This window comes from Bradyrhizobium sp. U531 (assembly GCF_051710265.1).
Taxonomy (GTDB): Bacteria; Pseudomonadota; Alphaproteobacteria; order Rhizobiales; family Xanthobacteraceae; genus Bradyrhizobium.
Genome location: NZ_JASVEN010000004.1, coordinates 235,014 through 258,327 on the forward strand (window position 1 = coordinate 235,014; position 23,314 = coordinate 258,327).

At 65.1% G+C, this 23,314-nt stretch carries 21 protein-coding genes; 13 read left to right on the forward strand and 8 right to left on the reverse strand.

All coding sequences use genetic code 11. The annotated features are described in order from the left end of the window. Positions 1 to 28: 28 nt before the first annotated feature. From QRQ56_RS20695 to QRQ56_RS20705, 3 genes are all read left to right on the forward strand, one after another. Positions 29 to 1,429, forward strand: coding sequence for an aspartate ammonia-lyase (locus tag QRQ56_RS20695; RefSeq protein ID WP_438742690.1), 1,401 nt, complete (start codon positions 29 to 31; stop codon positions 1,427 to 1,429). 252 nt (positions 1,430 to 1,681) lie between these two features. Then, the gene (locus QRQ56_RS20700; RefSeq protein WP_438742692.1) at positions 1,682 to 2,650 is read left to right on the forward strand and encodes an NAD(P)H-dependent flavin oxidoreductase; all 969 of its coding nucleotides are present in this window, start codon (positions 1,682 to 1,684) and stop codon (positions 2,648 to 2,650) included. 175 nt (positions 2,651 to 2,825) lie between these two features. Next, positions 2,826 to 3,599, forward strand: a complete 774-nt coding sequence (locus QRQ56_RS20705; RefSeq protein ID WP_438742693.1) for a thioesterase family protein — start codon at positions 2,826 to 2,828, stop codon at positions 3,597 to 3,599. A gap of 519 nt (positions 3,600 to 4,118) precedes the next feature. Here the strand turns inward: QRQ56_RS20705 and QRQ56_RS20710 are convergent. Next, the gene (locus tag QRQ56_RS20710; protein WP_438742694.1) at positions 4,119 to 5,681 is read right to left on the reverse strand and encodes an AMP-binding protein; all 1,563 of its coding nucleotides are present in this window, start codon (positions 5,679 to 5,681) and stop codon (positions 4,119 to 4,121) included. Between the two features lie 91 nt (positions 5,682 to 5,772). Between QRQ56_RS20710 and QRQ56_RS20715 the strand changes: the two genes are divergently transcribed. The 4 genes from QRQ56_RS20715 (at position 5,773) to QRQ56_RS20730 (ending at position 8,771) form a co-directional block, all read left to right on the forward strand. Continuing rightward, positions 5,773 to 6,747 carry an NAD(P)H-dependent flavin oxidoreductase gene (locus tag QRQ56_RS20715; RefSeq protein WP_438742696.1) on the forward strand — a complete coding sequence of 325 codons (975 nt, stop codon included), beginning with the start codon at positions 5,773 to 5,775 and terminating at the stop codon, positions 6,745 to 6,747. Positions 6,748 to 6,886: 139 nt separating this feature from the next. After that, positions 6,887 to 7,135 (forward strand): hypothetical protein, encoded by a 249-nt coding sequence (locus tag QRQ56_RS20720; RefSeq protein ID WP_438742698.1) that lies wholly within the window; start codon positions 6,887 to 6,889, stop codon positions 7,133 to 7,135. Positions 7,136 to 7,271: 136 nt separating this feature from the next. Continuing rightward, positions 7,272 to 7,988: a hypothetical protein gene (locus QRQ56_RS20725; RefSeq protein WP_438742699.1), complete on the forward strand. Its 717-nt coding sequence runs from the start codon at positions 7,272 to 7,274 to the stop codon at positions 7,986 to 7,988. 87 nt (positions 7,989 to 8,075) lie between these two features. Next, the gene (locus QRQ56_RS20730; protein ID WP_438742701.1) at positions 8,076 to 8,771 is read left to right on the forward strand and encodes a hypothetical protein; all 696 of its coding nucleotides are present in this window, start codon (positions 8,076 to 8,078) and stop codon (positions 8,769 to 8,771) included. Positions 8,772 to 8,818: 47 nt separating this feature from the next. Here the strand turns inward: QRQ56_RS20730 and QRQ56_RS20735 are convergent, their stop codons facing one another. Continuing rightward, positions 8,819 to 10,378, reverse strand: a complete 1,560-nt coding sequence (locus QRQ56_RS20735) for a winged helix-turn-helix domain-containing tetratricopeptide repeat protein (RefSeq protein ID WP_438742703.1) — start codon at positions 10,376 to 10,378, stop codon at positions 8,819 to 8,821. A 516-nt stretch (positions 10,379 to 10,894) separates the two neighbouring features. Here QRQ56_RS20735 and pcaB point away from each other — a divergent pair. Both pcaB and QRQ56_RS20745 read left to right on the forward strand, forming a co-directional pair. Then, complete coding sequence (gene pcaB / locus QRQ56_RS20740; RefSeq protein ID WP_438742705.1) at positions 10,895 to 12,256, forward strand: 3-carboxy-cis,cis-muconate cycloisomerase; 1,362 nt, start codon at positions 10,895 to 10,897, stop codon at positions 12,254 to 12,256. Between the two features lie 113 nt (positions 12,257 to 12,369). Beyond that, complete coding sequence (locus QRQ56_RS20745; protein WP_438742707.1) at positions 12,370 to 13,626, forward strand: aminopeptidase; 1,257 nt, start codon at positions 12,370 to 12,372, stop codon at positions 13,624 to 13,626. Positions 13,627 to 13,801: 175 nt separating this feature from the next. On the opposite strand, the gene QRQ56_RS20750 is transcribed toward QRQ56_RS20745, so the two are convergent. Further along, complete coding sequence (locus QRQ56_RS20750) at positions 13,802 to 14,356, reverse strand: hypothetical protein (protein ID WP_438742709.1); 555 nt, start codon at positions 14,354 to 14,356, stop codon at positions 13,802 to 13,804. Positions 14,357 to 14,593: 237 nt separating this feature from the next. Here QRQ56_RS20750 and QRQ56_RS20755 point away from each other — a divergent pair, with 237 nt between their 5' ends. Further along, entirely contained in the window at positions 14,594 to 15,049 is a 456-nt protein-coding gene (locus QRQ56_RS20755; RefSeq protein ID WP_438742710.1) for a cupin domain-containing protein, read from the forward strand. An 80-nt stretch (positions 15,050 to 15,129) separates the two neighbouring features. Here the strand turns inward: QRQ56_RS20755 and QRQ56_RS20760 are convergent, their stop codons facing one another. From QRQ56_RS20760 to QRQ56_RS20780, 5 genes are all read right to left on the reverse strand, one after another. Next, positions 15,130 to 16,182 (reverse strand): amidohydrolase family protein, encoded by a 1,053-nt coding sequence (locus QRQ56_RS20760; protein ID WP_438742712.1) that lies wholly within the window; start codon positions 16,180 to 16,182, stop codon positions 15,130 to 15,132. A 294-nt stretch (positions 16,183 to 16,476) separates the two neighbouring features. Next, positions 16,477 to 16,998, reverse strand: a complete 522-nt coding sequence (locus tag QRQ56_RS20765; RefSeq protein ID WP_438742713.1) for a hypothetical protein — start codon at positions 16,996 to 16,998, stop codon at positions 16,477 to 16,479. Positions 16,999 to 17,063: 65 nt separating this feature from the next. Beyond that, positions 17,064 to 17,876 carry an MBL fold metallo-hydrolase gene (locus tag QRQ56_RS20770; protein ID WP_438742715.1) on the reverse strand — a complete coding sequence of 271 codons (813 nt, stop codon included), beginning with the start codon at positions 17,874 to 17,876 and terminating at the stop codon, positions 17,064 to 17,066. Positions 17,877 to 17,979: 103 nt separating this feature from the next. Next, on the reverse strand, positions 17,980 to 19,506 hold the full coding sequence (locus QRQ56_RS20775) for a permease (RefSeq protein ID WP_438742717.1): 1,527 nt from the start codon (positions 19,504 to 19,506) through the stop codon (positions 17,980 to 17,982). After that, the gene (locus tag QRQ56_RS20780) at positions 19,503 to 20,252 is read right to left on the reverse strand and encodes an ABC transporter ATP-binding protein (protein WP_438743014.1); all 750 of its coding nucleotides are present in this window, start codon (positions 20,250 to 20,252) and stop codon (positions 19,503 to 19,505) included. The genes QRQ56_RS20775 and QRQ56_RS20780 overlap by 4 nt, the downstream gene beginning before the upstream one ends. Positions 20,253 to 20,525: 273 nt before the next feature. Between QRQ56_RS20780 and QRQ56_RS20785 the strand changes: the two genes are divergently transcribed. Genes QRQ56_RS20785 through QRQ56_RS20795 form a run of 3 tightly spaced genes read left to right on the forward strand, consistent with a single transcriptional unit; the run spans position 20,526 to position 23,313 of the window. Continuing rightward, positions 20,526 to 21,401, forward strand: a complete 876-nt coding sequence (locus tag QRQ56_RS20785) for a branched-chain amino acid ABC transporter permease (RefSeq protein WP_438742719.1) — start codon at positions 20,526 to 20,528, stop codon at positions 21,399 to 21,401. A gap of 5 nt (positions 21,402 to 21,406) precedes the next feature. Further along, entirely contained in the window at positions 21,407 to 22,558 is a 1,152-nt protein-coding gene (locus QRQ56_RS20790; protein WP_438742721.1) for a branched-chain amino acid ABC transporter permease, read from the forward strand. Further along, positions 22,555 to 23,313, forward strand: coding sequence for an ABC transporter ATP-binding protein (locus tag QRQ56_RS20795; protein ID WP_124159372.1), 759 nt, complete (start codon positions 22,555 to 22,557; stop codon positions 23,311 to 23,313). Before QRQ56_RS20790 ends, QRQ56_RS20795 begins: the two co-directional genes overlap by 4 nt. Position 23,314 lies beyond the last annotated feature (1 nt).

Genomic DNA, 23,314 nt, shown 5'->3' on the forward strand with positions numbered 1-23,314 from the left:
GGCCGCGCGCGAGCAGCAAGGAGCGCCCATGAGCCGTACGGAGCAGGATTTTCTCGGACAGCGTGAGATCGCCGACGACATCTATTACGGCGTCCAGACCATCCGGGGTAAGGAGAACTTCCACATCACCGGCATTCCGATGAACCAGGAGCCTTACTTCGTGAAGGCACTTGGTTACGTGAAGAAAGCCGCGGCCATGGCCAATCGCGATCTCGGCGCGATCGATGCCAAGGTTGGCGATGCGATCATCCTCGGCTGCGACCGCGTCATCGCCGGCGACATGATGGACCAGTTCGTCACCGACTTCATCCAGGGCGGCGCCGGCACCTCGACCAACATGAATGCCAACGAGGTGATCGCGAATCTCGCGCTGGAATCGCTCGGCTTCAGCAAGGGCGACTACCAGCACGTCAGCCCGAACGATCACGTCAATTACGGCCAGTCGACCAACGACACCTATCCCACCGCCTTTCGTCTCGCGTTGATCCTGCGGCTCGAGAGCTACATGATGGCGCTGCGGCAGCTCCAGGAAGCCTTCTTCACCAAGGGGCGCGAGTTCGATCGCGTGCTGAAGATGGGCCGCACGCATCTCCAGGACGCGGTGCCGATGTCGCTCGGCGCCGAATTCCGCGGCTGGGGCACCACCATCGGCGAGGAGGTCGACCGCATCTCCGAGGCGCGCGCGCTGCTGCGCGAGATCAATCTCGGCGCCACCGCGATCGGTACCTCGGTGACGGCCGCGGTCGGCTATCCCAAGCTCGCGGTCCGGCACCTCAGTGCGCTCACCGGCGTCGACTTCATCCTCGCCGGCGATCTGGTCGAGGCGACCTCGGACACCGGCGCCTATGTGCAGCTCTCGGGCGTCCTGAAGCGCACCGCGAGCAAGCTGACGAAGATCTGCAACGACATCCGCCTGCTCGCATCCGGTCCCCGCGCCGGCTTCAACGAGATCAACCTGCCGCAGCTGCAACCGGGCTCCTCCATCATGCCCGGCAAGGTCAACCCTGTGATCCCCGAGGTCGTCAACCAGACCAGCTTCCTCGTCATCGGGCTCGACACCACCGTGACGCTCGCGGCCAGCGCCGGCCAGCTCCAGCTCAACGTGATGGAGCCGGTGATCTCCTTCGCGCTGTTCTTCTCGATCCGCACCATGGAGCGCGCGGTCAACTCCTTGCGCGAGAACTGCGTCGTCGGCATCACGGCGAACGAGGAGCACACCCGCAATATGGTGCTGAACTCGCTCGGCATCGTCACCGTGCTGAAGCCGCTGCTCGGCTACAAGCAGTGCGCCGAGATCGCGCGCGAGGGCTACAAGAGCGGCAAGTCGCTGCACCAGATCGTGGTGACCGAACGCAAGCTGCTGACCCAGGAGAAGTGGGACGAGATGTTCTCGTTCGAGCGGCTGATCAATCCGGATATGATCGGGTAGGTGGTCGCTGTCATTCCGGGGCGCGCGCAGCGCGAGCCCGGAATCCATTTCGCTGCACGGATTGATGCCCGATGGATTCCGGGTTCGACGCTGACGCGTCGCCCCGGAATGACGAGGAGAGAATTCCGCACCTTGGAATAGTGCCGCTGGTGCTTCCTACGGCGTCATAACGCAATACTTGACAGTGGAAAGATTGCCTTGTTGGTATGGCTCCCAACGTCAGCCTGACCGCCAAAAGAGGATCGTTCCGCAATGTCCATGCCTGCCTTGTTCAAAGGGCGCCTGTCGATCCCCGTGATCGGCTCGCCGCTCTTCATCATCTCGGTGCCCGATCTGGTGATCGCGCAGTGCAAGGCGGGGGTGGTCGGCTCGTTTCCGGCGCTGAACGCGCGGCCGCCGGAGCTGCTCGACGAATGGCTCGCACGCATCACCGAAGAGCTCGCGGCCTATGACCGCGCGCATCCCGAGCGGCCGTCGGCGCCGTTCGCGGTCAACCAGATCGTGCACAAGTCGAACAACCGGCTCGACCACGACATGCAGCTTTGCGCCAAGTACAAGGTGCCGATGGTGATCTCCTCGCTCGGCGCGCGCGAGGAGCTGAACCAGGCCGTGCATAGCTGGGGCGGCATCGTCTTCCACGACGTGATCAACCAGAAATTCGCCCACAAGGCGATCGAGAAGGGCGCGGACGGCCTGATCCTCGTCGCGGCCGGCGCCGGCGGTCATGCCGGCACGATCTCGCCGCTGGCCTTCGTTGCCGAGACCCGCAAGTGGTTCGACGGTCCGATCGCGCTGTCGGGCGCCATCGGCAACGGCAAGGCGATCCGCGCCGCACGCGTGCTCGGCGCCGACTTCGCCTATATCGGCTCGGCCTTCATCGCGACCAAGGAAGCCAACGCGGTCGAGAAGTACAAGGAGATGATCGCGGGCTCGACGGCCGACGACATCGTCTATTCCAACCTCTTCACCGGCGTGCACGGCAACTATCTGAAGCCGTCGATCCTCGCCGCCGGCATGGATCCGGAAAACCTGCCGACGTCGGATCCCTCCAAGATGAATTTCGGCACCGACGCCTCCGGCGAGCGGGCCAAGCCAAAGGCCTGGAAGGAGATCTGGGGCTCCGGCCAGGGCATCGGCAGCGTCGAGGGAGTCGTCCCTGCCGCCGAGATGATCGCGCGCTTCAAGAAGGAATACGACGAAGCGATCGATCCGCCGTTGTGAGGTCTCGTGTCCCGGACGCGCTGCAGCGTGTAACGCTGCTGCGCAGAGCCGGGACCCATCGCCGCAACATGGACCCCGGATCTGCAGCGCACCGCAATAGCGTCGAAGACGCACGTAAACGCGCTGATGGCGCTGCGCAGCGTCCGGGGAACGCCAGCCGAGATATCGAGCAAACATGCCCGCCATCTACCGCGTCGACGGCAACGACGTCGTCACCAGCCCCAATGCCGCTGGTCCCTGGGACCGGCGCATGCAGCACGGCTCGGCGCCATCGGCGCTGGTGACGTGGGCGGCGGAGCGCATTCCGACGCCGGTGCCCATGAACATCGCACGCGTCACCATCGATTTGATGCGCCCGGTGCCGGTCGCGCCGCTTACGATAGAAAGCGCGGTGCTGCGCGAGGGTCGCAAGATCCAGCTTTGCGAGATCAAGCTGCTCGCCGATGGCGTGCAGGTCGTCGGCGCCACCGTGCTCAAGATCAAGCAACAGTCGCAGCCATTGCCCGACGACGTCAGGGATCTGCCGGTCACGCTGCCGCAGCCCGAGGAATCGCTGGTCGAGGACGGCCATGGCGCGACCAGTCCGTTCGCGGGCATGGTCTCGATGCGCGCCGCGCTTGGGCGCTTCGGCCAGGCCGGCGCCGGTGCGATCTGGTTTCGGCTCGACCATCCGCTGGTCGAAGGCGAGGCGGTGTCGCAGGCGATGCGTGCCGTGGTCGCCGCCGATTTCTCCAACGGCACCGCCTCGACGCTCGACTTCCGGAACTGGACCTACATCAACGCCGATCTCACGGTCAGCCTCGCGCGCCAGCCGGTCGGCGACTGGATCTTGCTCGATGGCGAGTCCTGGATCGGCCCTGATGGTGCGGGGCTTGCGATGTCACGGCTCGCCGACAGGCAAGGCTATTTCGGCCGCGCGGTGCAGAGCCTCGTGATCGAGAAGCGGTGAGGGCTCGCGCGTAGGAGGCGGCGTCCGCATCCTCGCTGTCATGCCCCGCGAAGGCGGGGCATCCAGTACGCCGCGGCCTATCGATTCAACAACGACTGTCTCTGGAATACTGGATCGCCCGGTCGAGCCGGGCGATGACATCTGTGGTGTCGCGTCGGGTGATTGAAAAGCAGCGAAGGGTCATCGCAAGCGCTGCAGCTGCTGCGTGGGCTGCATGAACGGCAGGCTTCCGCCGCCGCGGAAGGGATGCTTGGTCGTGCCGACCAGGGCATCCTGCCAGTTCACATTCCGTAGAAGATCTTGATCTCCCACAGCACCACGACGATGGCCGTGATCAACGTGATCGCGGCGACTGCACTTTCCAGGGAAGCGACTCGCATGACTTACTCCGCTTCCCAGCCCCATCAGCGGTCTAGGTGATTCCCGGATTCGCGGGCAATCGCGCGGGGCTCCCCGGCGTGCGATCCGTCGTGCGTTGTGGTGCGGGAGCCACAACTTCACCGTAGAATCCCGGGGATTTTACCCCACCATGCGGTCCCGGCCGGTCCAGAAGCCCGCGCGCAGCACCTTCTTGTCGACCTTGCCGACGCCGGTCATCGGCAGCTGCTTGACGAACTGGATCTGCTTGGGCGCATGCGCGGAGCCTTTCCGGGTCCTGACCATGTTGATCAGCTCGTCCGGATCGGGCCTTGTGCCCTCGCGCGGCACGACGATGGCGGTGACGGCCTCGCCCCATTTCTCGTCGGGAACGCCGACGACCGCGACCATGGCAACATCGGCGTGTTGCGACAGCACGTCCTCGACTTCGCGCGGGAAGATGTTGAAGCCGCCGGAGACGATCATGTCCTTCTTGCGGTCGAGGATGAACATGTAGCCGCGCTCGTCCTTGCGTGCGATGTCGCCGGTGTGGACCCAGCCGTTCTTCAGCGTCTCGGCGGTGATGTCTGGGCGCTTCCAGTATTCCGCCATGACATGCGGGGCGCGCACGCAGATCTCGCCGGCTTCGCCCGTCGCCACCTCCTGGTCGTTGTCGTCGAGAATCCTGACCTCGCAGGCCGCGATCGGAAAGCCGCAGGACAGGAACAGCTCGGGCGTCTTCGGATCGTGATCCGCCTTGCGCAGCACCGAGACCGGATAGCATTCGGTCTGGCCGTAGAGCTGCGAGAACACCGGTCCGATGCGCTCGATGCCCTCGACCAGCCGGCTCGGCGACATTGCGGAAGCGCCATAGAGCACGAGCTCAAGCGAGGAGAGGTCGGTTTTGCTGAGCGCAGGATGATCGAGCAGCACGTAGATCATGGTCGGCACGAACAGCGTGAAGTTGATGCGCTCGCGTGCGATCGTGGTCAGCACGGCCTCGGGATCGAAACCCCTGAGCATGTGCACGGTGCCGCCGCGCATCAGCGTCGGCAGCACCTTCGTGCCGGCGACATGGCTGATCGGCGCGACCGTGAGATAGCGGGCCGCGTCGGGAATCTCGAAATCGGCGAGGATCGCGGCGGCCGCTCCGGCATTCTCGCGGTGATAGCGCAGCGCGCCCTTGGATTTGCCGGTGGTGCCGCCGGTGTAGTTCAGCGTGGAGAGATCGTCCGGGCCGGCGAGGTTCTGCGCGCTGGCATGGCCCGCGCTTTCGACGGCCGCCAGCAGATCGGCGCCGTAGCCGGCCGGCCCCATGGTGAAGACCGCCTTCAACCGGCTCGCCCTCGCGGCGAGCTCGCCACCGCGGTCGCGGAAGGCGGCAGCATCGACCACCAGCATCTCTGCTTCGGAATCCTCGAGCTGGAAGAGTTGGTCCTCCAGCGATCCCAGCGGATGCAACCAGGTGACGCAGAGCCGCGACAATTGCGCGGCGACGCCCGCACACCAGGTGTCGGCACGGTTCGCTGTGAGAAAGGCGACGCGCGCGCCGGCCGGCAATCCGAGCCGCATGAACACGCCCTGGATGCGTCCGATCAGATCAATGGTGCCCTGATAGCTCAGCGATCCCCCAGGCCATGCAAAAGCGGTGCGGCCTGGATAGCGCGACAGCGCCCGTAGCGTCTGCGCGCAAGTCGGGGACGATGCGTGGAGCGGATCGGACATATGTTTCCTCGCTGCTTTGTCATCGGCTTCTGACATGCCAATGTTGTCCGCAACGCTAGCACAGGGACGCATGAGTGACAGGGAGATTTGGGTGACGTCCGATCGACTGCAACGCTTTCGCGATCGTCTCGCGCTGCCGCTGATCGCAGCTCCGATGTTTCTTGTGTCGGGTGTCGAGCTCATGGTCGCGGCCTGCCGGAGCGGCGTGATCGGCAGCTTCCCCACCGCCAATTGCCGCAGCACGGACCAGCTCGGCGCATGGCTCACGGACATCGAAGCGCGGCTGCGCGAGCACGAACAACAGGCCGGCCGCAAGGCGGCGCCGCTCTGCCCGAACCTGATCGTGCATCGCTCCAATGCACGGCTCGAGCAGGATCTCGCAATGCTGCTCCGGCACAAGCCGGAGATCGTCATCACGTCGGTGGGCTCGCCGGCGCCGGTCTTGAAGCCGCTGCACGACGCCGGCGCGCTGGTGCTGGCGGACGTCGCTTCCATCCGCCACGCCGAGCGCGCGGCGGAGGCGGGCGCCGACGGGCTGGTGCTGCTCACCGCGGGCGCGGGCGGGCAGACCGGCTGGCTCAACCCGTTCGCTTTCGTCCGCGCGGTGCGCGCGTTCTACGACGGCATCGTCGTGCTCGCCGGCGGTATCAGCGACGGCCATGCGCTGCATGCGGCCGAAGCGCTCGGCTGCGATCTCGCTTATATGGGCACCAAGTTCATCGCGACGCGCGAGAGCATGGCGGACGACCGTTATAAGCAGATGCTGGTTGCGAGCAGCGCCGACGACATTCTCCTCACCACGGCATTCACGGGCCTGCAGACCAGCATGCTGAGACCATCGATCGTGGCGGCCGGGCTTGATCCCGACGATTTGCCGGCGCGTGGCGCGATCAACATCGCCGAGGATATCGACGTCGCCGCGCGCGAAAACCGGCCGAAGCGCTGGCGCGACATCTGGAGCGGCGGACATTCCACCTCTGGTGTCACCGACGTGCTTGCGGTCGGCGATCTCGTCGCGCGAACGGCGGCCGAATACCGGGCGGCGAGGGCGCGCCTGTACCCGTAGAATTGCGGGACGGCGAGAGCTGCCATTCCGATCACAGTTAATCGAACGCTCGCCCGACATGCCTTATTTAACGGCGGATTAACCAAGGCCCGCCAACAATCCCCTCACGGCCGCCAATCAGGACCGAGAGGGACAGGCGATGGATTTCGATTATCTCAACAGCAAGACAGCCGCGACGCTGGACGAAATCCGCGTCCGTGTCGCCCATGCGCTGGCCCGTCATCCGCTCTGCCGCAATGTGCGCTTCGACATCGTCAGCGTCCCCCGGACCCGCCGGGGCGGCAATTGGACGGTGGCCCTGCAATCGGTCGAGCCGCGGGCGGTCTGGGAGGCCTCGGAAATCGTTGCGGATATCCAGGATGCCTACGATCTGTCGGTAGCCGCCTGATTTCCTTGGCTTTTTGCGCGATCTGTCGCTGCAGACACATTGATTGTCGCAACGAAGGCACACTCAAGCCTTAATTCGTTCCTTTTTCGCGGGCAACGTTAACAAACTCGTGAAGCGGCGGTTCCCGGAGAGACGTTTGTCCAAAGCCATCACCATCGTTGTGCTGACCTGCTTTCTCGTCCTCGGCGCCGCCACCACCGCCATTCTCGGCCGCGACAGCGTGCCCAGCGTCAGCGAAGAGATGATCTCGCAGGCGCCTCCGCCAAAATCCCTCGCCGCCAACCGCGCCGCCAAGGCGGACCGTCTGGTCCCGACCCTGGCGCTGGCTTCGGCCGCGATCGAGCCGGTCCAGGTGCCGGCTGACCGGCTGTCCCAGGCGCCCGTGTTGACCGAGCCGCTGCGCCAGGCCTTTGCCGCCGCCACCCCGACCGATTTCCCGATGCCCAAGGCGTCGAGCGTATCGGAAGCCCCCGCTACGGCGGAGGTTCCCGCCGTCGAAGTTCCGGCCAAGCCCAAGGTCGTCGCCAAGCCGCAGCCGCAGAAGCATTACACGCTGCTGTCCGACGCCCAGATCTCCGGCATCAGGGATCGCCTGAAGCTGTCCTCGTCCCAGGAATATTATTGGCCTTCGGTCGAGACCGCGCTGCGCAACGTCGTCCGCAAGATCTCGGCCAACAGACTCTCCAATCCGAACGCGCCGCCCAGCTCGCAGATCGATCCGAATTGCGACGAGGTCCAGCAGTTGAAGTCGGCCGCCATGCCGTTGCTGTTCCAGCTGCGTGACGATCAGAAGGAAGAAGTGCGCAAGCTCGCCCGCCTCATCGGGCTCGAAAAGGTCGCGCAGCAGATCTGACGCGCAAGTTCCTTCGGGAACTGCTTCCCAAGTCAGGAACATCCGGCAATCGACGCGCGTTGCTCGCCCCAAAGAGGGAGTGGATCAATGCGCGCCTCGACAGCCTATTTCATTGGTGCCGGAACCATCGTCGCAGCCATCGCCATTGGTCTTGGCGGCGGCATCGTCGCCGGCAACATCATGAATCCGATCGCGCCCAAGCAGGGCCCGGACACCGGCAAGATGGCGCAGCGCGCCGAAGCCGCTGGCGCGCCCGCGACGACCAATGCGTCTTCGGAGCGCGTCAATTATCTCACGGGCACGCAAGCCTTCGGCGCGATCGTTGCGGCGCCGGCACAGGCCGAAGCCAAAGCCGAGGTAAAGCCCGATACGCAGCCGACCCAGGCGAGTGCCGAACCGCCGGCGCCGCCGCCTTCACAAGCGGCCGCGGTCGAGCAACCCAAGGAACAAACCAAGCCGGCGGTCGCATCGCTGCCGAAGGCCGCAAGACCCGCCGAGCAGCAGGCCTCGGCCGACCCGGCTTCGTCACCTGACAACGCCTATGCCAAGGCGAAAGATTCCGACGTGAAGCGCGCCGCGTCGGAACGGCGCCGCATGGAGCGCCGCGAGCGCTGGGCCGAGCGCCGCCATTACGATTCCCGCGAGCCGCGTGGCATGCGCGATCGCACCGATTGGGATGATATCGCGCGCAACGTCCGCGAGGATTCCGATTCGCGCGATTACGCCAGCCGTCCGCGCGGTGGCTCGCCGCAAATCAGGCTGTTCGGGTCCGACGACGACTAGTGCTCGGCCGTCGATGATCACGAGAGAGCGCGCGGTTTTCGCGGCTGTCACGCCAGTCCGGCGCGCCGCAATCCTTCCAGATAATGGGCGCGATCCTCATCGCGCAGCATCGGCAGCTCGCGCGTGATCCAGGCGAGCGTGACCTCGGGCTGAGTGCGGCGGAGGCCTTCCAGGGCAGACGCCGCGAGCGGCGGATTTCCCGCCATTCCGGCGGCCGCTGTCAGCACGCGATGTGCGCCGACGAAATCGCCGCGCTGGCGCATCGACTCGCGCGCCATCTGCACGGCTCCCTCATAGTCGCGGCCGACGAAGCGGGCATAGGCCGCAACTCCGCAATAAATCGCCGCGAGCGGGTCGCGTGGACTGAGCCGCAGCGCGCGGCGCGCAGCAGCGTCGCCGTCCTGCCATCGCCCGGCGTAGCACAGCGTCACGCCATAGAAGGCATGCGCCATTGCAAAATTCGGATTGAGCTGCAGCGCCTGCTCGAACTCGGCGAGTGCATCGTCGAAGCGGCGGCGGAACAGATAGGTATAGGCAAGGCCGTGGTGGGCGAAGGCGTCCTCGCGATCGGCATCGACCGCGGCGAGGGCCGCGCGCTCGGCAACCGGCACGGTCGCGGCCATGTCGGCCCAGCCCATATGCGCGCCGAAGATGTGGCTGGTTGCGAGCAGGCCAAGCGCCTTGCCGTAGGCGGGATCGATCGCGACGGCCTTTTCCAGCAGCGCCTGTGCCGCTGCATTATCCTCGCGGGTAATGCGCCAGTGATGCGATAATGCGCGCATCACGAGATCCCAGGCATCGAGGCTTCCCGGCGGCTTCTGCTGGGCGCGAAAGTTTTCGGCGGCGTAGAGCTGCGGCTCGATCGCGGCGACGATCGCCTCGGTGATCTCGTCCTGCACTGCGAAGATGTCGGCCAGCTCGCGATCATAGCGCTCGGCCCAGAGGTGGCTGCCGGTCGAAACGTCGTTGAGCTGGGCCGAGATGCGCACCCGATCGCCGCTCCGCCGCACGCTGCCCTCGACCACATACCGCACGCCGAGCTCGCGCGCGACCTCGCTGATGTGCACGGCGCGGCCCTTGTAGACGAAGGAGGAGTTGCGCGCGACGACGAAGAACCAGCGCAGCTTCGACAGCGCGGTGATGATGTCCTCGCTGATGCCGTCGGAGAAGTAATCCTGCCCGGGCTCGCCGCTCATATTGGTGAATGGCAGCACGGCGATCGCGGGCCGCTCCGGAAGCGCGAGCGCCGCGCGCGGCACCCATGCGGTGCGGCCAGGGGCCGTCGCAATCGCGTCCCCCTTGGCCTCGACATCGCCGACGAAGCGAAACCCCTTGCGGGCGATGGTGCGGATCAGGGCCTGGCTGGCGCCGGTGTCGCCAACCGCCTTGCGCGCCGCGTTGATGCGGCTGGTAAAAGTGGATTCGGAGACGCTGCGCCCGTGCCAGATCTTGTCGATTAGCTCGTCCTTGCTGACCACGCGGTCGCGGTTCTGCATGAGGTGGACGACGAGGTCGAAGACCTGCGGCTCCACGGCAACGGGAACCTGCTCGCGGCTCAGCTCGCGCCGGTCGGTATCGAGAAGATGATCCCGGAACAGAAACTGCACGTCGAAAACTCAGGTCTCATGACGAAACAGACAAGCAAAACGACAAAATGAAATTTGGGTCGAAAACTATGAGTCTTCCGACGGGCATGCTTGGTTCACCACGATCGCGCGATGGCAGCCATGCTGTTTGCGGATGGGAATACAACCATGACGAGATTTCGTCCGGGTGCCGAGGACGTGATGGACTGTAGTCCGGATGAGCGAAGCGACATCCGGGGCGGGGTGTCCCGCATATCGCTTCGCTCATGCGGGCCACGCAGACCCGCCACAGTCATTGCGAGCGCAGCGAAGCAATCCAGGCTCTCTCGGCGGAGGCAGCCTGGATTGCTTCGTCGCAAGAGCTCCTCGCAATGACGGTGTTGAGACGTTGGCGCGCAATATCTCCCTATTGCAGCCCGCGCCGTCGCAGTCCGGCACGCCTTACGAATGTGTGGCGAAACTACGAATGTCCATTGCCGAGCTGCACGGCCCGCGTAAGCTATCGCCATTGAAAACACCAACCACGAAGAAACGCTCATGCCTGCCTTTCCCGCGTCCACCACCGTGCTCGATTCCATGCTGTTCCGCGACGCCTTCGGCACGCCAGGGATGCGGGAGGTGTTTTCCGACGTCGCGCTCGTGGCGCGCTACGCGGAGGTCGAGGTAGCGCTCGCGAGGGCGGAGGCGAAGTGCGGCGTGATCCCGCAGCAGGCGGCCGAGGCGATCGCGGCGCGGACGGATGTTGCCGCGTTCGATTTCGATCTGCTCAGGCAGGAGACCGACATCGTCGGTTATCCGATCCTTCCCCTGGTGCATCAGATGGTGAAGCAGTGTGGCGAGGCCGGCCGCTACGTGCATTGGGGCGCGACCACGCAGGACATCATGGACACCGCCGTGGTGCTGCAGCTCCGGGCTGCGCTGGAGATCGTCGAGCGTGACATCGCCGAGCTGCGCAAGATCCTCGCCGACCTCTCGAGACGATATCGCGACACGCCGATGGCGGGCCGCACGCACCTGCAGCAGGCACTGCCGGTCACCTTCGGCTACAAGACCGCGATCTGGCTCGCGATGTTCGACCGCCACGCCGAGCGGCTGACGCAGCTCAAGCCGCGGGTGCTGGTCGGCCAGTTCGCCGGCGCGGCCGGGACGCTGGCCTCGCTCGGCGACAAGGGCTTCGAGGTGCAGGAAGCGCTCTGCGCCGAGCTGAAGCTCGGTGTTCCCGCCTCGACCTGGCACGTCGCGCGCGACGGCTTTGCGGAGGCCGTGAACTTCGTCGCCCTCGTCACCGGCTCGCTCGGCAAGATCGCGCTCGACATCATGATCATGGCCTCGACCGAGTTCGCCGAGGTCTACGAGCCCTTCGTCAAGGGGCGCGGCGCGTCCTCGACCATGCCGCAGAAGCGCAACCCGATTTCGTCGGAACTGATGCTGGCGGCGTCCAAGGCGGTGCGCCAGCATGCCGGCCTGATGCTGGATGCGATGGTGCAGGATTTCGAGCGCGCCACCGGTCCCTGGCATGCCGAATGGATGGCGATTCCGGAAAGCTTCGTGCTGACCGCGGGCGCGCTGCACCAGGCGAAGTTCGCGCTCGCGGGCCTGATCGTGGACGAGGCGAAGATGAACGACAATCTCGCGGTCAGCCGCGGCCTGATCGTGGCCGAAGCCGTCATGATGGGGCTTGCGCCGCAGCTCGGCCGGCAGGAGGCGCACGACGTGGTCTATGACGCCTGCCGCCAGGCCAACGACAAGGGCATGAGCCTGGCCGACGCGCTGTCCGCGGACGCGCGGATCGCGAGCCGTATCGATCGTGCCACAATCGAGGCGCTCACCTCACCAAAAAATTACCTCGGGCTCGCGCCCGCCATGGTCGACCGAGTGCTGAAATCGGCAACGCGTTGAAAACCAAAATGCGTGAAACTGCGTATCTTCCTCGTGTCGCAAGGTGCTCGCGCACTTGCGTCTTGCGATGCTAGACTTAGATTGAACGAGAGACTTTCGGCAGAGGGCCCGGCATGACTGATCACCGCAATTCCACCAATCCCATCGATCCCGTCAAGCTCGACCGGCTGGCCGAAGTCGCGGTGAAGGTGGGCCTGGGCTTGCGGCCGGGACAGGATCTGCTTCTGACGGCGCCGGCGATCGCGCTGCCGCTGGTGCGTCGGATCGCCGTGCACGCCTACAAGGCCGGTGCCGGTATCGTGACGCCGATCCTGTCGGACGAGGAGATGACGCTGGCGCGCTATCGCCACGGCCACGACAACAGCTTCGATCGCGCCGCCAACTGGCTCTACGAGGGCATGGCCAAGGCGTTCTCCGACAACACCGCGCGGCTCGCCATCGTCGGCGACAATCCGATGCTGCTGTCGGGCGAAGATCCTTCCAAGGTGGCGCGCGCGAGCAAGGCCAATTCGATGGCTTATCAGCCCGCCCTGGAAAAGATCGTCAATTTCGACACCAACTGGAACATCATTGCTTATCCCAGCCCATCCTGGGCGAAGCAAGTATTCCCTGGCGATCCCGAGGACGTGGCGATCGGCAAGCTGGCGGACGCGATCTTCGCGGCCTCGCGCGTCGACCGCGAGGACGCGATCGGCAATTGGGCGAGCCACAATGCGGTGCTGCGCGAGCGTACCAACTGGCTCAACGGCCAGCGCTTCCGCGCACTCCAGTACAACGGCCCCGGCGTCGACCTCACCATCGGACTTGCCGACGGCCATGAATGGGAAGGCGGCGCCTCGTCCGCCAAGAACGGCATCAGCTGTAATGCTAATATCCCGACCGAAGAGGTTTTCACCACGCCGCACTGCCGCCGCGTCTACGGCCATGTCGTGAGCTCGAAACCGCTGTCCTACCAGGGCACGCTGATCGACAATATCGCGGTGCGGTTCGAGGACGGCAAGATCGTCGATGCCAAGGCTTCGCGCGGCGCGGAGGTGCTGAACAAGGTGCTCGACACCGACGAGGGCGCGCGCCGGCTCGGCGAAGTCGCGCTTGTGCCGCATTCCTCGCCGATCTCGCAGAGCGGGCTGTTGTTCTACAACACGCTGTTCGACGAGAACGCAGCCTCTCACATCGCGCTCGGCCAGTGCTATTCGAAGTGCTTCGTCAACGGCGCCCAGCTCACGCCGCAGCAGATCGCAGCGCAGGGCGGCAACCAGAGCCTGATCCACATCGACTGGATGATCGGCTCGGCCGAGACCGATATCGACGGCATCCTCCCCGACGGCAGCAAGGTGCCGGTGTTCCGCAAGGGCGAGTGGGTGAAGTAAGACGTCCCCTGCGGCCATCCTTCGAGACGCCCGCTTTAGGCGGGCTCCTCAGGATGAGGGCGGAGGGCGCGGCAGTTGGTTCAGCGGGCCTCGGTGTCGATGAGCCTCATCCTGAGGAGCCTGCGCAGCAGGCGTCTCGAAGGACGAGGCGTGCGCTCGATCTCTCCCGGAAACCTCACGCCGCCGCATTGCGCAGCATCGGGTTGTTATCGATGCTGAAGCGGTTGAACAGTGTCGTGAACGGGCTGCCGTCGGTGGCTCGCACGATGGTGTCGGAGGCGGCGACCGCCTCGTAGAGCGCGACGACGGGATCGCCGGGCACGCCGAGGCCGAGGCTGTTGCCGATCTCCTCGCGGGCCTCGTTGACGTCGTCCTCGTCGTCGAGCGTGGCCTCCAGCGCCTCCGCCGCGCGCCGCATCTCCTGCAGCTCTCCGCCACCGGAAAATTTGAGGATGTCGAGCCAATAGGGGCGGGCGACGACGAGCTGGACGAACGCCTCGAAGGTGTCCGCGATCATTCCCGCGCGTCCCTCCGATGACACGTAAAGCACATTCTGCGGCGGCAGCAGCACGAACGCGCCGCCTGAGCCGTCACTGCCGATCTGGCGGGGGTTTTCGACGCCGTCGATGGTGAACCAGGGCTCCTCGTCCGGCACGAAGGAGACGCCGAGGCGGGCGAGCCGGGCGACGACCGCGCGATTGGCTGTCACTACCTCGGGCGTGAGGGGCATCGGCGTAGCTCCGTTTTGGTGCTTCCGCGCACTTTGTCGCACCCCAGAAAGGATGGGTTCATGTGCGCGAATTTGCAGGGAAATCGCGACGTTAACCGCTTTGCGCCTGCAACTTCCGGCTGATTTTCGAGGCCTGCGTAAGAAAGAATTAAAAACCGATGACTAGCGTTCCAAACATCATTCGAAACAATCCGGGCCGAGACCCGGCCATACTTATTATATCCTCTGGGGAAGAAGATGTCGCGTTCATTGATTGAAATCGGTAGTTGCAATGTCGATCTCGAGCTGCGGCCGATCGAGCCCTCCTGGATCATCGAGGGCAACCCGGTGTCGCGCTCGCACATCCTGTCCACCAGCGCCGACGGCACCGCCTCGACCATCATCTGGCACTGCACCGAAGGCCGCTTCAACTGGTATTACGATATCGACGAGACGATCATGATCATGGAAGGATCGATCGTGCTCGAAAGCGAAGGCATGCCGCCGAAGCGCTACGGCCCCGGCGACGTCATTTTCTTCCGCGACGGCGCGCATGCCAAATGGCATGTCGAAGGCTACGTCAAGAAGATCGCCTTCTGCCGCAAGACCAATCCCGTGATGATCGGCTTCCTGATCCGCGTCGTCAACAAGCTCAAGAAGATCTTCGCCCTCACCGGCGAGCGCCGTCCGGCCTCGCTGATGGGCGCCGGCTAGAGCAGACATAGAGTTTCAAGGACGCTTCCCAGCGACCACGACGAAGAGGGGTCGGGATCACATCCCGGCCCCTCTTCTCGTCATGACGGCAGCTCGAGCCGGTAGATATCGGTCGCGGTCTGCGAGAACAGAGCCGTCTTTTCGGTCTCGCTCAGTGGCGAGGCGATCCGCTTGAAGGCGTTGAAGATCACCTGGTAGCTGCACTGGCCCTTGTCCGGAGGGAAGTTGCTCTCGAACATCGCCCGCTTCGCGCCGAACGCCTCGATGCAGGTCTCGACATAAGGGCGCCACGCCGCCGCAAGCTCCTCGGAGGACGGCGGACGCTCGCGCAGATGGAAGTCGTAGCCGAGCAGGCACATTGCGAGGCCGCCGAGCTTCACCACCACGTTCTCGCATTTGGCGATCTCCAGGATCGAGGCGCGCCATTGTGCAAACACTTCCTCGCGCCGTCCCGCGAAGCGCCCGACTCCGGCCGGGCCGCCGCAATGGTCGAGCACGATCCTGGTGTCGGGGAAGGCGCGCGCCAGTTCGGTCAGCTCGCCGATCTGCGGATGGAACAGCCAGGCATCGAAGCTCAGGTTCAGCGGTGCAAGACAGGCAAAGCCCTTGCGGAAGGCCGGGTCCTGCAACAATTCCTTCGGCCTGTTCGCATACATGCCGGCGACGGCGGGGTCCTCGTCCCAGGCCGAGGAATGCCGGATGCCGCGGAAGCGGCCGTTGCCGGCGGCGATCTCGGCTTCAAGCACCGGCTTCGCCGCATCGCCCAGCAGGAGGTTTGCATGGCTGACGATGCCGGCGCAGATCGCGGCCTTGCCGTAATTGCCGCTGGCGCTCATCGCCGCGACGCCGTTGGCGAACTCGACCTCGCCGACGGGCCGCAACGCTTCGGGCCCGTGCGCACGATACATCGAGCGGCAATCGACATAGACGGTGGCGATGACGTTGTGGCCGGAGGCGATGTCGTCCGCCATCTCCTCGATCAGATAGCGGTGGCCGCGATTCCAGAGATGGTGATGCGGATCGACGATCGGCCGCGAGGGATCGATGATCTCTTCCCGATGCAGCGCGAGCCAGTCCTCGCGCGGCTCGACGAACAGCCCGCTCGTATTGGCGGGCAAACCGCTTGCAGCCATCGATGTTTGCTCCCTCGTGTATTTTTGTGCCGGGAGCCTAGCACCTGATGCCTCCGCACAGCAGCGCGCGTTGCTCAGAGCACCATGGCGGCGAAGGAGGAGGTGCGCTCCCTCTCCCGCTTGCGGGGGAGGGTTGGGGTGGGGGTGTCTCCGCGTTGGGACTGTCTGGGGTCGGCCGAGAATGCCTCCGAGAGGAGAGAGCCCCCACCCGGCGCTGCGCGCCGACCTCCCCCGCAAGCGGGAGAGGTTGCACCGCGCCGGTGGCTCGTTTGGTGCGCTCGAAATGTAACCGCCCTAAGCTCTGCGGCGCTTCGCCTTCACATCGACCATGAGCCGCCAATCCGTGGCCGCGGCAGGCTTGGATTCGCCGAGCCAATGGAAGGCGTCCTTGGTGATCTCCGTAAAGCTCCAGCGCGTCAGCTCGCCGGACTCGGTCGTTCCCTCCTGCACGATGTCCTGCCCGTGCGGCCGGCCGATCTGCTGGCGGAAGACGCAGCGTGCGGGATCGAACCAGCAGATCCGCCACGCGGACAGGGCGGGGTCGTAGACGCGCAGCGTCGTGCCGTACCAATTGCCGGCGATCGGAAAGGCCGGTGCGCCCGCGGGCCGGGGGATGATCCAGACATCCTGCACGGCGCGACCCTCCAGCACCCAGCCGAAATGGATTTCGCCGGGCGCGGTGTGCTTCGTCCCGTCGAGTCCATGGGAGGTGACCTCGGCATCCCAGTCGCCGACGAAGCGACCGTAGAGCTGCAGTGCCGCGGCGTGCTCGGGATTGGGGCCGTCCGCGTGTAACAATCTCGCAAAGTCAGTCATGGCGATCTCCTGTTGCGAGGAGATCAGCATTGCGGGCCGGCAGAAGGCTTGGAGAAAATTGCGCCTCAGACGCCGTCGAGGATGATCACGGTCGGCTTCGACGGCAGCGCATCCCGCGACATCCGGAACGACCGTCCGGTGCGCCGCTCGATCTCGAACTGCTGGCCGATCCGCTGCATGAAGTCGTCGAGCGGCGTGGCGAAGCGGTGCATCGGCAGCACCACCGAGGCGCGCAACCGCTTGGTGATCTCGGAGACGCCGCCCAGCGACATGGTGTAGGTGCCGTCGATCGGCACCATCACGATGTCGAGCCGCCCGATCTGGGCGAAATGGCTGTCGTCGAGCTTGTGGTGGAGGTGGCCGAGATGGCCGATGCAGAGGCCTGCGACCTCGAAGATGAAGATCGAATTGCCGTCGCGGATCATGTCGGCCCCGGCGTCGTCGCCGAAATAGCGGCGGATGTCGGTGGTAACGTTGCGGATGAAAGTGTCGCCGATGCGTTCCGACACGATCGCCGGCTTGCCGTCCTCTCCCCAGCCATGCAGCACATGGGGAATGCGCTTGTCGGGAAACAGGGAGTAGTGCGTGCTGTGGGCCCGGTTCATGGTCACGACGTCGGGCAGCCGCCCCACCTGATAGGCGCCGCTATAGTCGGTGGCGATACGCAAGCCGCCGGGCGTGTCGATGAAATAGGTGGAGTGGCCGGCATAGGTGATCTCCACCTCGGCCGAACCGGCGGCCGGTCGGAACGCGGCCGGCATGACCCGCGGGGCCGCGTTGGCCATCGCCAGGCATTCGCTGCGCTGTGGCTGCTGGGCAAGGGCAGGGGTGAAGTAGGTGCCGAACAACGCCAGAGCCGCCGAAACAAGTCGCCACATATCCGCCCCCGATGACTTCGAGGAAAGTCTAGCGCGCAATGCGGAGCGCCGCCAACGGCCGGCGATCAACAGCGCGTCAGTGTCGCACCCGTCGTAGCCGCTTCTAGTCGCGCTTCGGGCTGAACTTCCAGGTGATCGCAACGAGGCCGGCCGTGATCAGGCCGCTGATCAGGCCTGCCAGAGGCAGAGCGATCAACAGCGCGGCGCTGGCGGCCCAGCCGATTGAGGAGAAGGCTTCGGCAATGGTCGCCAGGCGCGATGAGGTCTGGCGGCGGCGGAATTGGCTGCGCCGGGCCTGGACCCGGAACCAGAGCTGGATCGCGGTCGCGGAGGCCGCGCTGATGATGATCGCGGCCGCGCTGACCGCGGCCTGGTACGGAGAGGCGACAGCGAGTGCGGCGATCAGCGGGCAGAAGATCGCGGCGATCGCGATCAGCACCACCTCGATCTTGGCGCGGATGACGCTGGAGGGCGTTAAGGGCGCGGTCGCGACGAGGTCGGGGGCGTCCTCGCCCGAGATCGTCAGCCAGGCCAGTCCGCCGGCGAGCTGTCCGGCAGCCATCACGATGACAGGCGTGATCAGCGTCAGCGCCGCGGAGCTGTCGGCAAAGTTGCGCCACAGCAGCAGGGCCGGCGGCACCAGATAGAGCAGCTGCATCAGCGTCTGCGAGATCAGCCAGGGATCGCGCCACAGCAGCGAAAATTCCTTGCGCCTGAGCGCCTGTTGCCGCGATCCCGCGCGGAACGGGCGTTCCTTCGCGCGCTTGCTGCCAGGGCTGCCGTAAGCCGCGGCATCGATCGCGGTGTCGGCGAAGCGGTGCGAGAACATCGCCATGACGCTTCCGAGCATCACCAAAGCGAGCGCAAGGAGCAGCAGCAGGGCCTCGCTGTCGCCCATCACCGCCCGCGCCGGCCACCACCAGATGCTGTCGGCATCGGGCGCGTAGGCGGCCACGCTGCCGGAAGTCAGAATGGTGAAGCGCGACAGCGTGCCGTAGGACATGATCGCGGCGATCTGGAGCGCAATCACGAAGCCCGCGCCGATGATGGCGGCGAGGATCTGGGCAATCAGGCGCGTCCGCGCCGGGCCGATCAGGCGAAACAACAGGATGGTCACGGCGATTGCGATCGCCGCGGCCGAGAGACCCATTGTCACGACCACCCCGAACGCCGCGAGCCAGCGCGCGCCACCGCCGATCACCAGCACGTCGATGAAGGGCGTCGAGAACAGCACCGCGATCACGGTGACGGACAGCGCGATCGCGGCGATGCGGACCGAGAACAGATTGGTAAGCCGCGCCGGAGAGGACATGATCAGGTCGAGATCGGCGCGGGCGTAGAACACCCGCGTCACCGACTCGATCGCCTGCGACAGCATCAGGGTCCAGGCGAGAAAGATCGTCGCCGAGATCACGATCAGCGAGGATTTGTCGAGCGGCAGTTCCAGATCCGCGAACCGGCCGATCACCGCCCAGGCCGGCAAGTGCAGCAGCGCGGCGAAGCAGACCATGCCGATGATTGCGGCGCGCGTCCGCTTGCGCCGTCCGCCGGTCATCATGGCGAACCATTCGCGCCAGGCGAGCCGAAGCTCGTGGCGGGCAAACCAGGAGAGCGCGGTTGCCGAGCTCATGCCGCTTCCGGCAGCGTCACCAGCGCGATGAAGAGATCCTCCAGGCTGGTGTCGGCGTGGCCGTTCTGCTGGCGCAATTCGGTCAGCGTGCCCTCGGCGACGAGGCGGCCCGAGGCGATCACGCCGATGCGGTCGGCCATGCGCTCGGCCACTTCGAGAATATGCGTGGTCATGATGACGGTGCAGCCGGCGCGGACGCGCTCGCTGAGCAGGCCCTTCACGTGGCGGGCCGAGACGGCATCGAGCCCCGTCAGCGGCTCGTCGAGGATGATGAGGCGGGGATCGTGCACCAGCGCGCCGGCGAGCGCCACCTTCTGGCGCATGCCCTTGGAAAAGCCCTCGCAGCGTTCGTGCCGGTGCGGCGCGAGGCCGAGCGAGTCCAGGAGGTCCTGTGCGACCGGCTCGGAGACCGACGGCGCGATGCCCCAGAGGCCGGCGACGAATTCGAGATATTCGAGCGGGGTCAGCTTGTCGTAGATCATCGGCTCGTCGGAAACCCACGCCATCACCTGCTTGGCGGCGACGGGATTCTGCAGCGCATCGATGCCGAAGATCGAGACCGCACCGGCGTCGGGACGCAGCAGGCCCGCGACCATGCGCAAGGTCGTGGTCTTGCCGGCGCCGTTGGGGCCGACCAGGGCATAGAATTCACCGGCGTGAATGGTGAGGTCGAGGCTGTCGACCGCCAGACGGTCAAAACGCTTCGTTAACCCCTTAACTTCCAGCGCCGAGCTGTCCGGCTTCATGACGGCCACACCATCCGGTTTCGCATCGCCCGCGACCATGACCTGAAGATGTTTCGGCACCGTGAATCGCGCCGTTGCAAATTCCATCATCCGGATTGGACTAAAGGCCGGGCACCCCCACAAGTCACCGTTTGTTGACAGCGCTCGGCGGTTCAGGCTGAATTGGTTTCGGACAAATGGAGCTAACGCGGCGAAACGACTGCGTAGCGACTGGACACAAGATGCGGCAAGGCGGTCAAAAGAACCGCCGTTGCATCGGGAGGAAGCGCGGCGATGCTGGATTTCGTTCAGCAGCTGGTCAGCGGTGTTGCGCTCGGCTGCGTCTACGGCCTGATCGCGCTCGGCTTCGTGCTCGTCTACAAGGCCACCGAGGTCGTCAATTTCGCCCAGGGCGATCTGATGATGCTCGGCGGCTTCTTCGCCTTCACCTTCATCGGCATGATGGGCCTGAACTACTGGATCGGCTTTGCCGGTGCGGTGGCCGCGATGGCGCTGTTCGGCATGCTGGCCGAGCGCGTGGTGGTGCGGCCGATCCTCGGCTATCCGCAATTCTCCATCATCATGGCGACGATCGGCCTCGGCTATTTCCTGCGCTCGATCGCGGGAATGATCTGGGGCACCGACGATCTGAAGATCGAGACGCCGTTCAGCCAGGGCGTGCTGCGGATCGGATCGCTGGTGCTCGCCTACGACAAGCTGTCGGTGATCGCGGCGACGATGATCCTGTGCACGCTGCTCTGGCTGTTCTTCAACAAGACCACGCTCGGCACCGCGATGCGGGCCAGCTCCGAGAACATGCTCGCCGCCTATTACATGGGCATCCCGGTCAAGCGCGTGGTGTCGATCGTCTGGGCGATCAGCGCGGCGGTCGCGACCTGCGCTGGCGTGCTGCTCGCGCCGATCACCTTCATCCATTCCAATGTCGGCCTCGTGCTCGGCCTGAAGGCGTTTCCAGCCGCAGTCCTCGGCGGCTTCGGCTCGATTCCGGGGGCGGTCGTCGGCGGCGTCCTGATCGGCGTGATCGAGAGCATGGCCGGGTTCTACCTGCCTGAAGGCTGGAAGGACGTCGCGCCTTACATCGTGCTGCTCGCCGTGCTGCTGCTGAAGCCCGAGGGCCTGTTCGGCCATCACGTCCGCAAGAAGGTCTGAACGCCATGCGCTTCCTGTTCAAGACCGACTACGAGGACGACATCAAGCTGTTTCCGCATTCGGGCTATCTGGTCTCCTACGGCATCCTGCTCGCGGTGCTGCTGATCGCGCCCTATATGCTTTCCAGCTATCTGATGAGCCAGCTCGTCTTCGTCTGCATCTATGCGACCGTGGGCGTGGCGCTCCTGATCCTCACCGGCTTTACCGGGCAGGCCTCGCTCGGACATGCGGCGTTCCTCGCCATCGGCGCCTACACGGCCGCGTATTTGCAGAAGTACAACGTGCCGTTCCCGGTCTACTTCCTCGCCGCCGGCGTGCTGACCGGCCTCATCGGTGCGATGGTCGGCTTTCCCGCCTTGCGCCTGACCGGCATCTACCTCGTCATCGCCACCATCTCCTTTGCCCTGATCGTCGAGGAGATCCTGGCGCGATGGGAGAGCGTCACCAACGGCAACGAGGGCATGCGGGTCAAGACGCTGTCGCTGTTCGGCGTCACGGTGCCGCGCGACAGCCCGACCTTCTATTACCTTTGCGTTGCCGTGCTGGTGCTGACGATCGTCGGCACGCTCAATCTGCTTCGCTCGCCGACAGGGCGCGCCTTCGTCGCGATCCGCGACAGCGAGACGGCGGCGCGCAGCATGGGCGTCAATGTCGCACTGTACAAGGTCAAGTCCTTTGCGATCTCGGCGGCGATCACCGGCTTTGCGGGCGTCCTGTTCGCGCACAAGCTCTCCTTCATCTCGCCGGAGATGTTCACGCTGCAGCTCTCGATCGAGTTCATCATCGTGATCCTGATCGGCGGCACCTTCAGCCTGCACGGTGCGGTGCTGGGCGCGATCTTCATCGTGATGATCGATCCGTTCCTGACCTATCTGAAGGACGACATGCCCGGCATCATCGCCGGCATCGCCGCAACCTTCGGCGCCGGCCCGGCCACTGCAGGAAATATCAAGTCGACCGTCGCCGCCTTCGCCTCGCTCAACGGCCTGAAGGGCGCGATCTACGGCATCATCATCGTGCTGTTCGTGCTGTTCGAGCCGCTGGGACTGTACGGCCGCTGGCTCAAGATAAAACTCTTCTTCCAGCTGTTCCCGCTCTACAAGCGCGCCACCTTCAAGCGGCAGAAGATCTACGTGAAGTCGGAGCGGAACCGATGAGCTATTTCCGCGCCGAGAACCTGTCGCTGCATTTCGGAGGCCTCAAGGCCGTCGATGCGGTCTCCTTCGCGGTCGAGAAGGGCGAGATCCTCTCGATCATCGGCCCCAATGGCGCGGGCAAGAGCTCGATCTTCAACCTGATCTCGCGGATCTATCGGCCGACCTCGGGCCGCATCTTCTTCGAGGACCAGGACATCACGGAAGAGCCGCCCTACGACATCGCAAAGCTCGGCATCGCCCGCACCTTCCAGAACATCGAGCTGTTCGAGAACGCGACCGTGCTCTCCAACCTTCTGGTCGGACGCCATCGGCATTCGACCACACAGCTCTGGCAGGAGCTCCTGTTCCTGCCGAGCGTGCGGGCCAACGAGAAGGTGCACCGCCGCCGGGTCGAGCAGGTCATCGAATTCCTCGATCTCGAACCCTATCGCGACAAGCTGATCTCGGGCCTGCCCTACGGCGTGCGCAAGGTGATCGAGCTCGCCCGCGCGCTGTGCTCGGAGCCGAAGCTGATCCTGCTCGACGAGCCGTCAAGCGGCCTCAATGTCGAGGAGACCGACGACATGTCGTTCTGGATCCGCGACTTGAAGAACGAGCTCGGCGTCACCGTGCTGATGGTCGAGCACGACATGTCTCTGGTCAACCGCGTCTCCGACCGCGTCATCGCGCTCAACTACGGCCGTGTGCTGGCGATGGGATCGCCCGCCGAGGTGCAGCAGCACCCCGACGTCGTCGCCGCGTATCTGGGAGCTTGAG

Excerpts from the sequence above, each read along its gene's own strand:
- QRQ56_RS20795 (WP_124159372.1), top strand. The coding sequence starts at position 22,555 with ATGAGCTATTTCCGCGCCGAGAACCTGTCGCTGCATTTCGGAGGCCTC.
- QRQ56_RS20765 (WP_438742713.1), bottom strand. The coding sequence starts at position 16,998 with ATGACTGACTTTGCGAGATTGTTACACGCGGACGGCCCCAATCCCGAG.
- QRQ56_RS20695 (WP_438742690.1), top strand. The coding sequence starts at position 29 with ATGAGCCGTACGGAGCAGGATTTTCTCGGACAGCGTGAGATCGCCGAC.
- QRQ56_RS20730 (WP_438742701.1), top strand. The coding sequence starts at position 8,076 with ATGCGCGCCTCGACAGCCTATTTCATTGGTGCCGGAACCATCGTCGCA.
- QRQ56_RS20745 (WP_438742707.1), top strand. The coding sequence starts at position 12,370 with ATGACTGATCACCGCAATTCCACCAATCCCATCGATCCCGTCAAGCTC.
- QRQ56_RS20775 (WP_438742717.1), bottom strand. The coding sequence starts at position 19,506 with ATGAGCTCGGCAACCGCGCTCTCCTGGTTTGCCCGCCACGAGCTTCGG.
- pcaB (WP_438742705.1), top strand. The coding sequence starts at position 10,895 with ATGCCTGCCTTTCCCGCGTCCACCACCGTGCTCGATTCCATGCTGTTC.
- QRQ56_RS20790 (WP_438742721.1), top strand. The coding sequence starts at position 21,407 with ATGCGCTTCCTGTTCAAGACCGACTACGAGGACGACATCAAGCTGTTT.
- QRQ56_RS20700 (WP_438742692.1), top strand. The coding sequence starts at position 1,682 with ATGTCCATGCCTGCCTTGTTCAAAGGGCGCCTGTCGATCCCCGTGATC.
- QRQ56_RS20770 (WP_438742715.1), bottom strand. The coding sequence starts at position 17,876 with ATGTGGCGACTTGTTTCGGCGGCTCTGGCGTTGTTCGGCACCTACTTC.
- QRQ56_RS20750 (WP_438742709.1), bottom strand. The coding sequence starts at position 14,356 with ATGCCCCTCACGCCCGAGGTAGTGACAGCCAATCGCGCGGTCGTCGCC.
- QRQ56_RS20710 (WP_438742694.1), bottom strand. The coding sequence starts at position 5,681 with ATGTCCGATCCGCTCCACGCATCGTCCCCGACTTGCGCGCAGACGCTA.
- QRQ56_RS20720 (WP_438742698.1), top strand. The coding sequence starts at position 6,887 with ATGGATTTCGATTATCTCAACAGCAAGACAGCCGCGACGCTGGACGAA.
- QRQ56_RS20760 (WP_438742712.1), bottom strand. The coding sequence starts at position 16,182 with ATGGCTGCAAGCGGTTTGCCCGCCAATACGAGCGGGCTGTTCGTCGAG.
- QRQ56_RS20780 (WP_438743014.1), bottom strand. The coding sequence starts at position 20,252 with ATGAAGCCGGACAGCTCGGCGCTGGAAGTTAAGGGGTTAACGAAGCGT.
- QRQ56_RS20705 (WP_438742693.1), top strand. The coding sequence starts at position 2,826 with ATGCCCGCCATCTACCGCGTCGACGGCAACGACGTCGTCACCAGCCCC.
- QRQ56_RS20755 (WP_438742710.1), top strand. The coding sequence starts at position 14,594 with ATGTCGCGTTCATTGATTGAAATCGGTAGTTGCAATGTCGATCTCGAG.
- QRQ56_RS20785 (WP_438742719.1), top strand. The coding sequence starts at position 20,526 with ATGCTGGATTTCGTTCAGCAGCTGGTCAGCGGTGTTGCGCTCGGCTGC.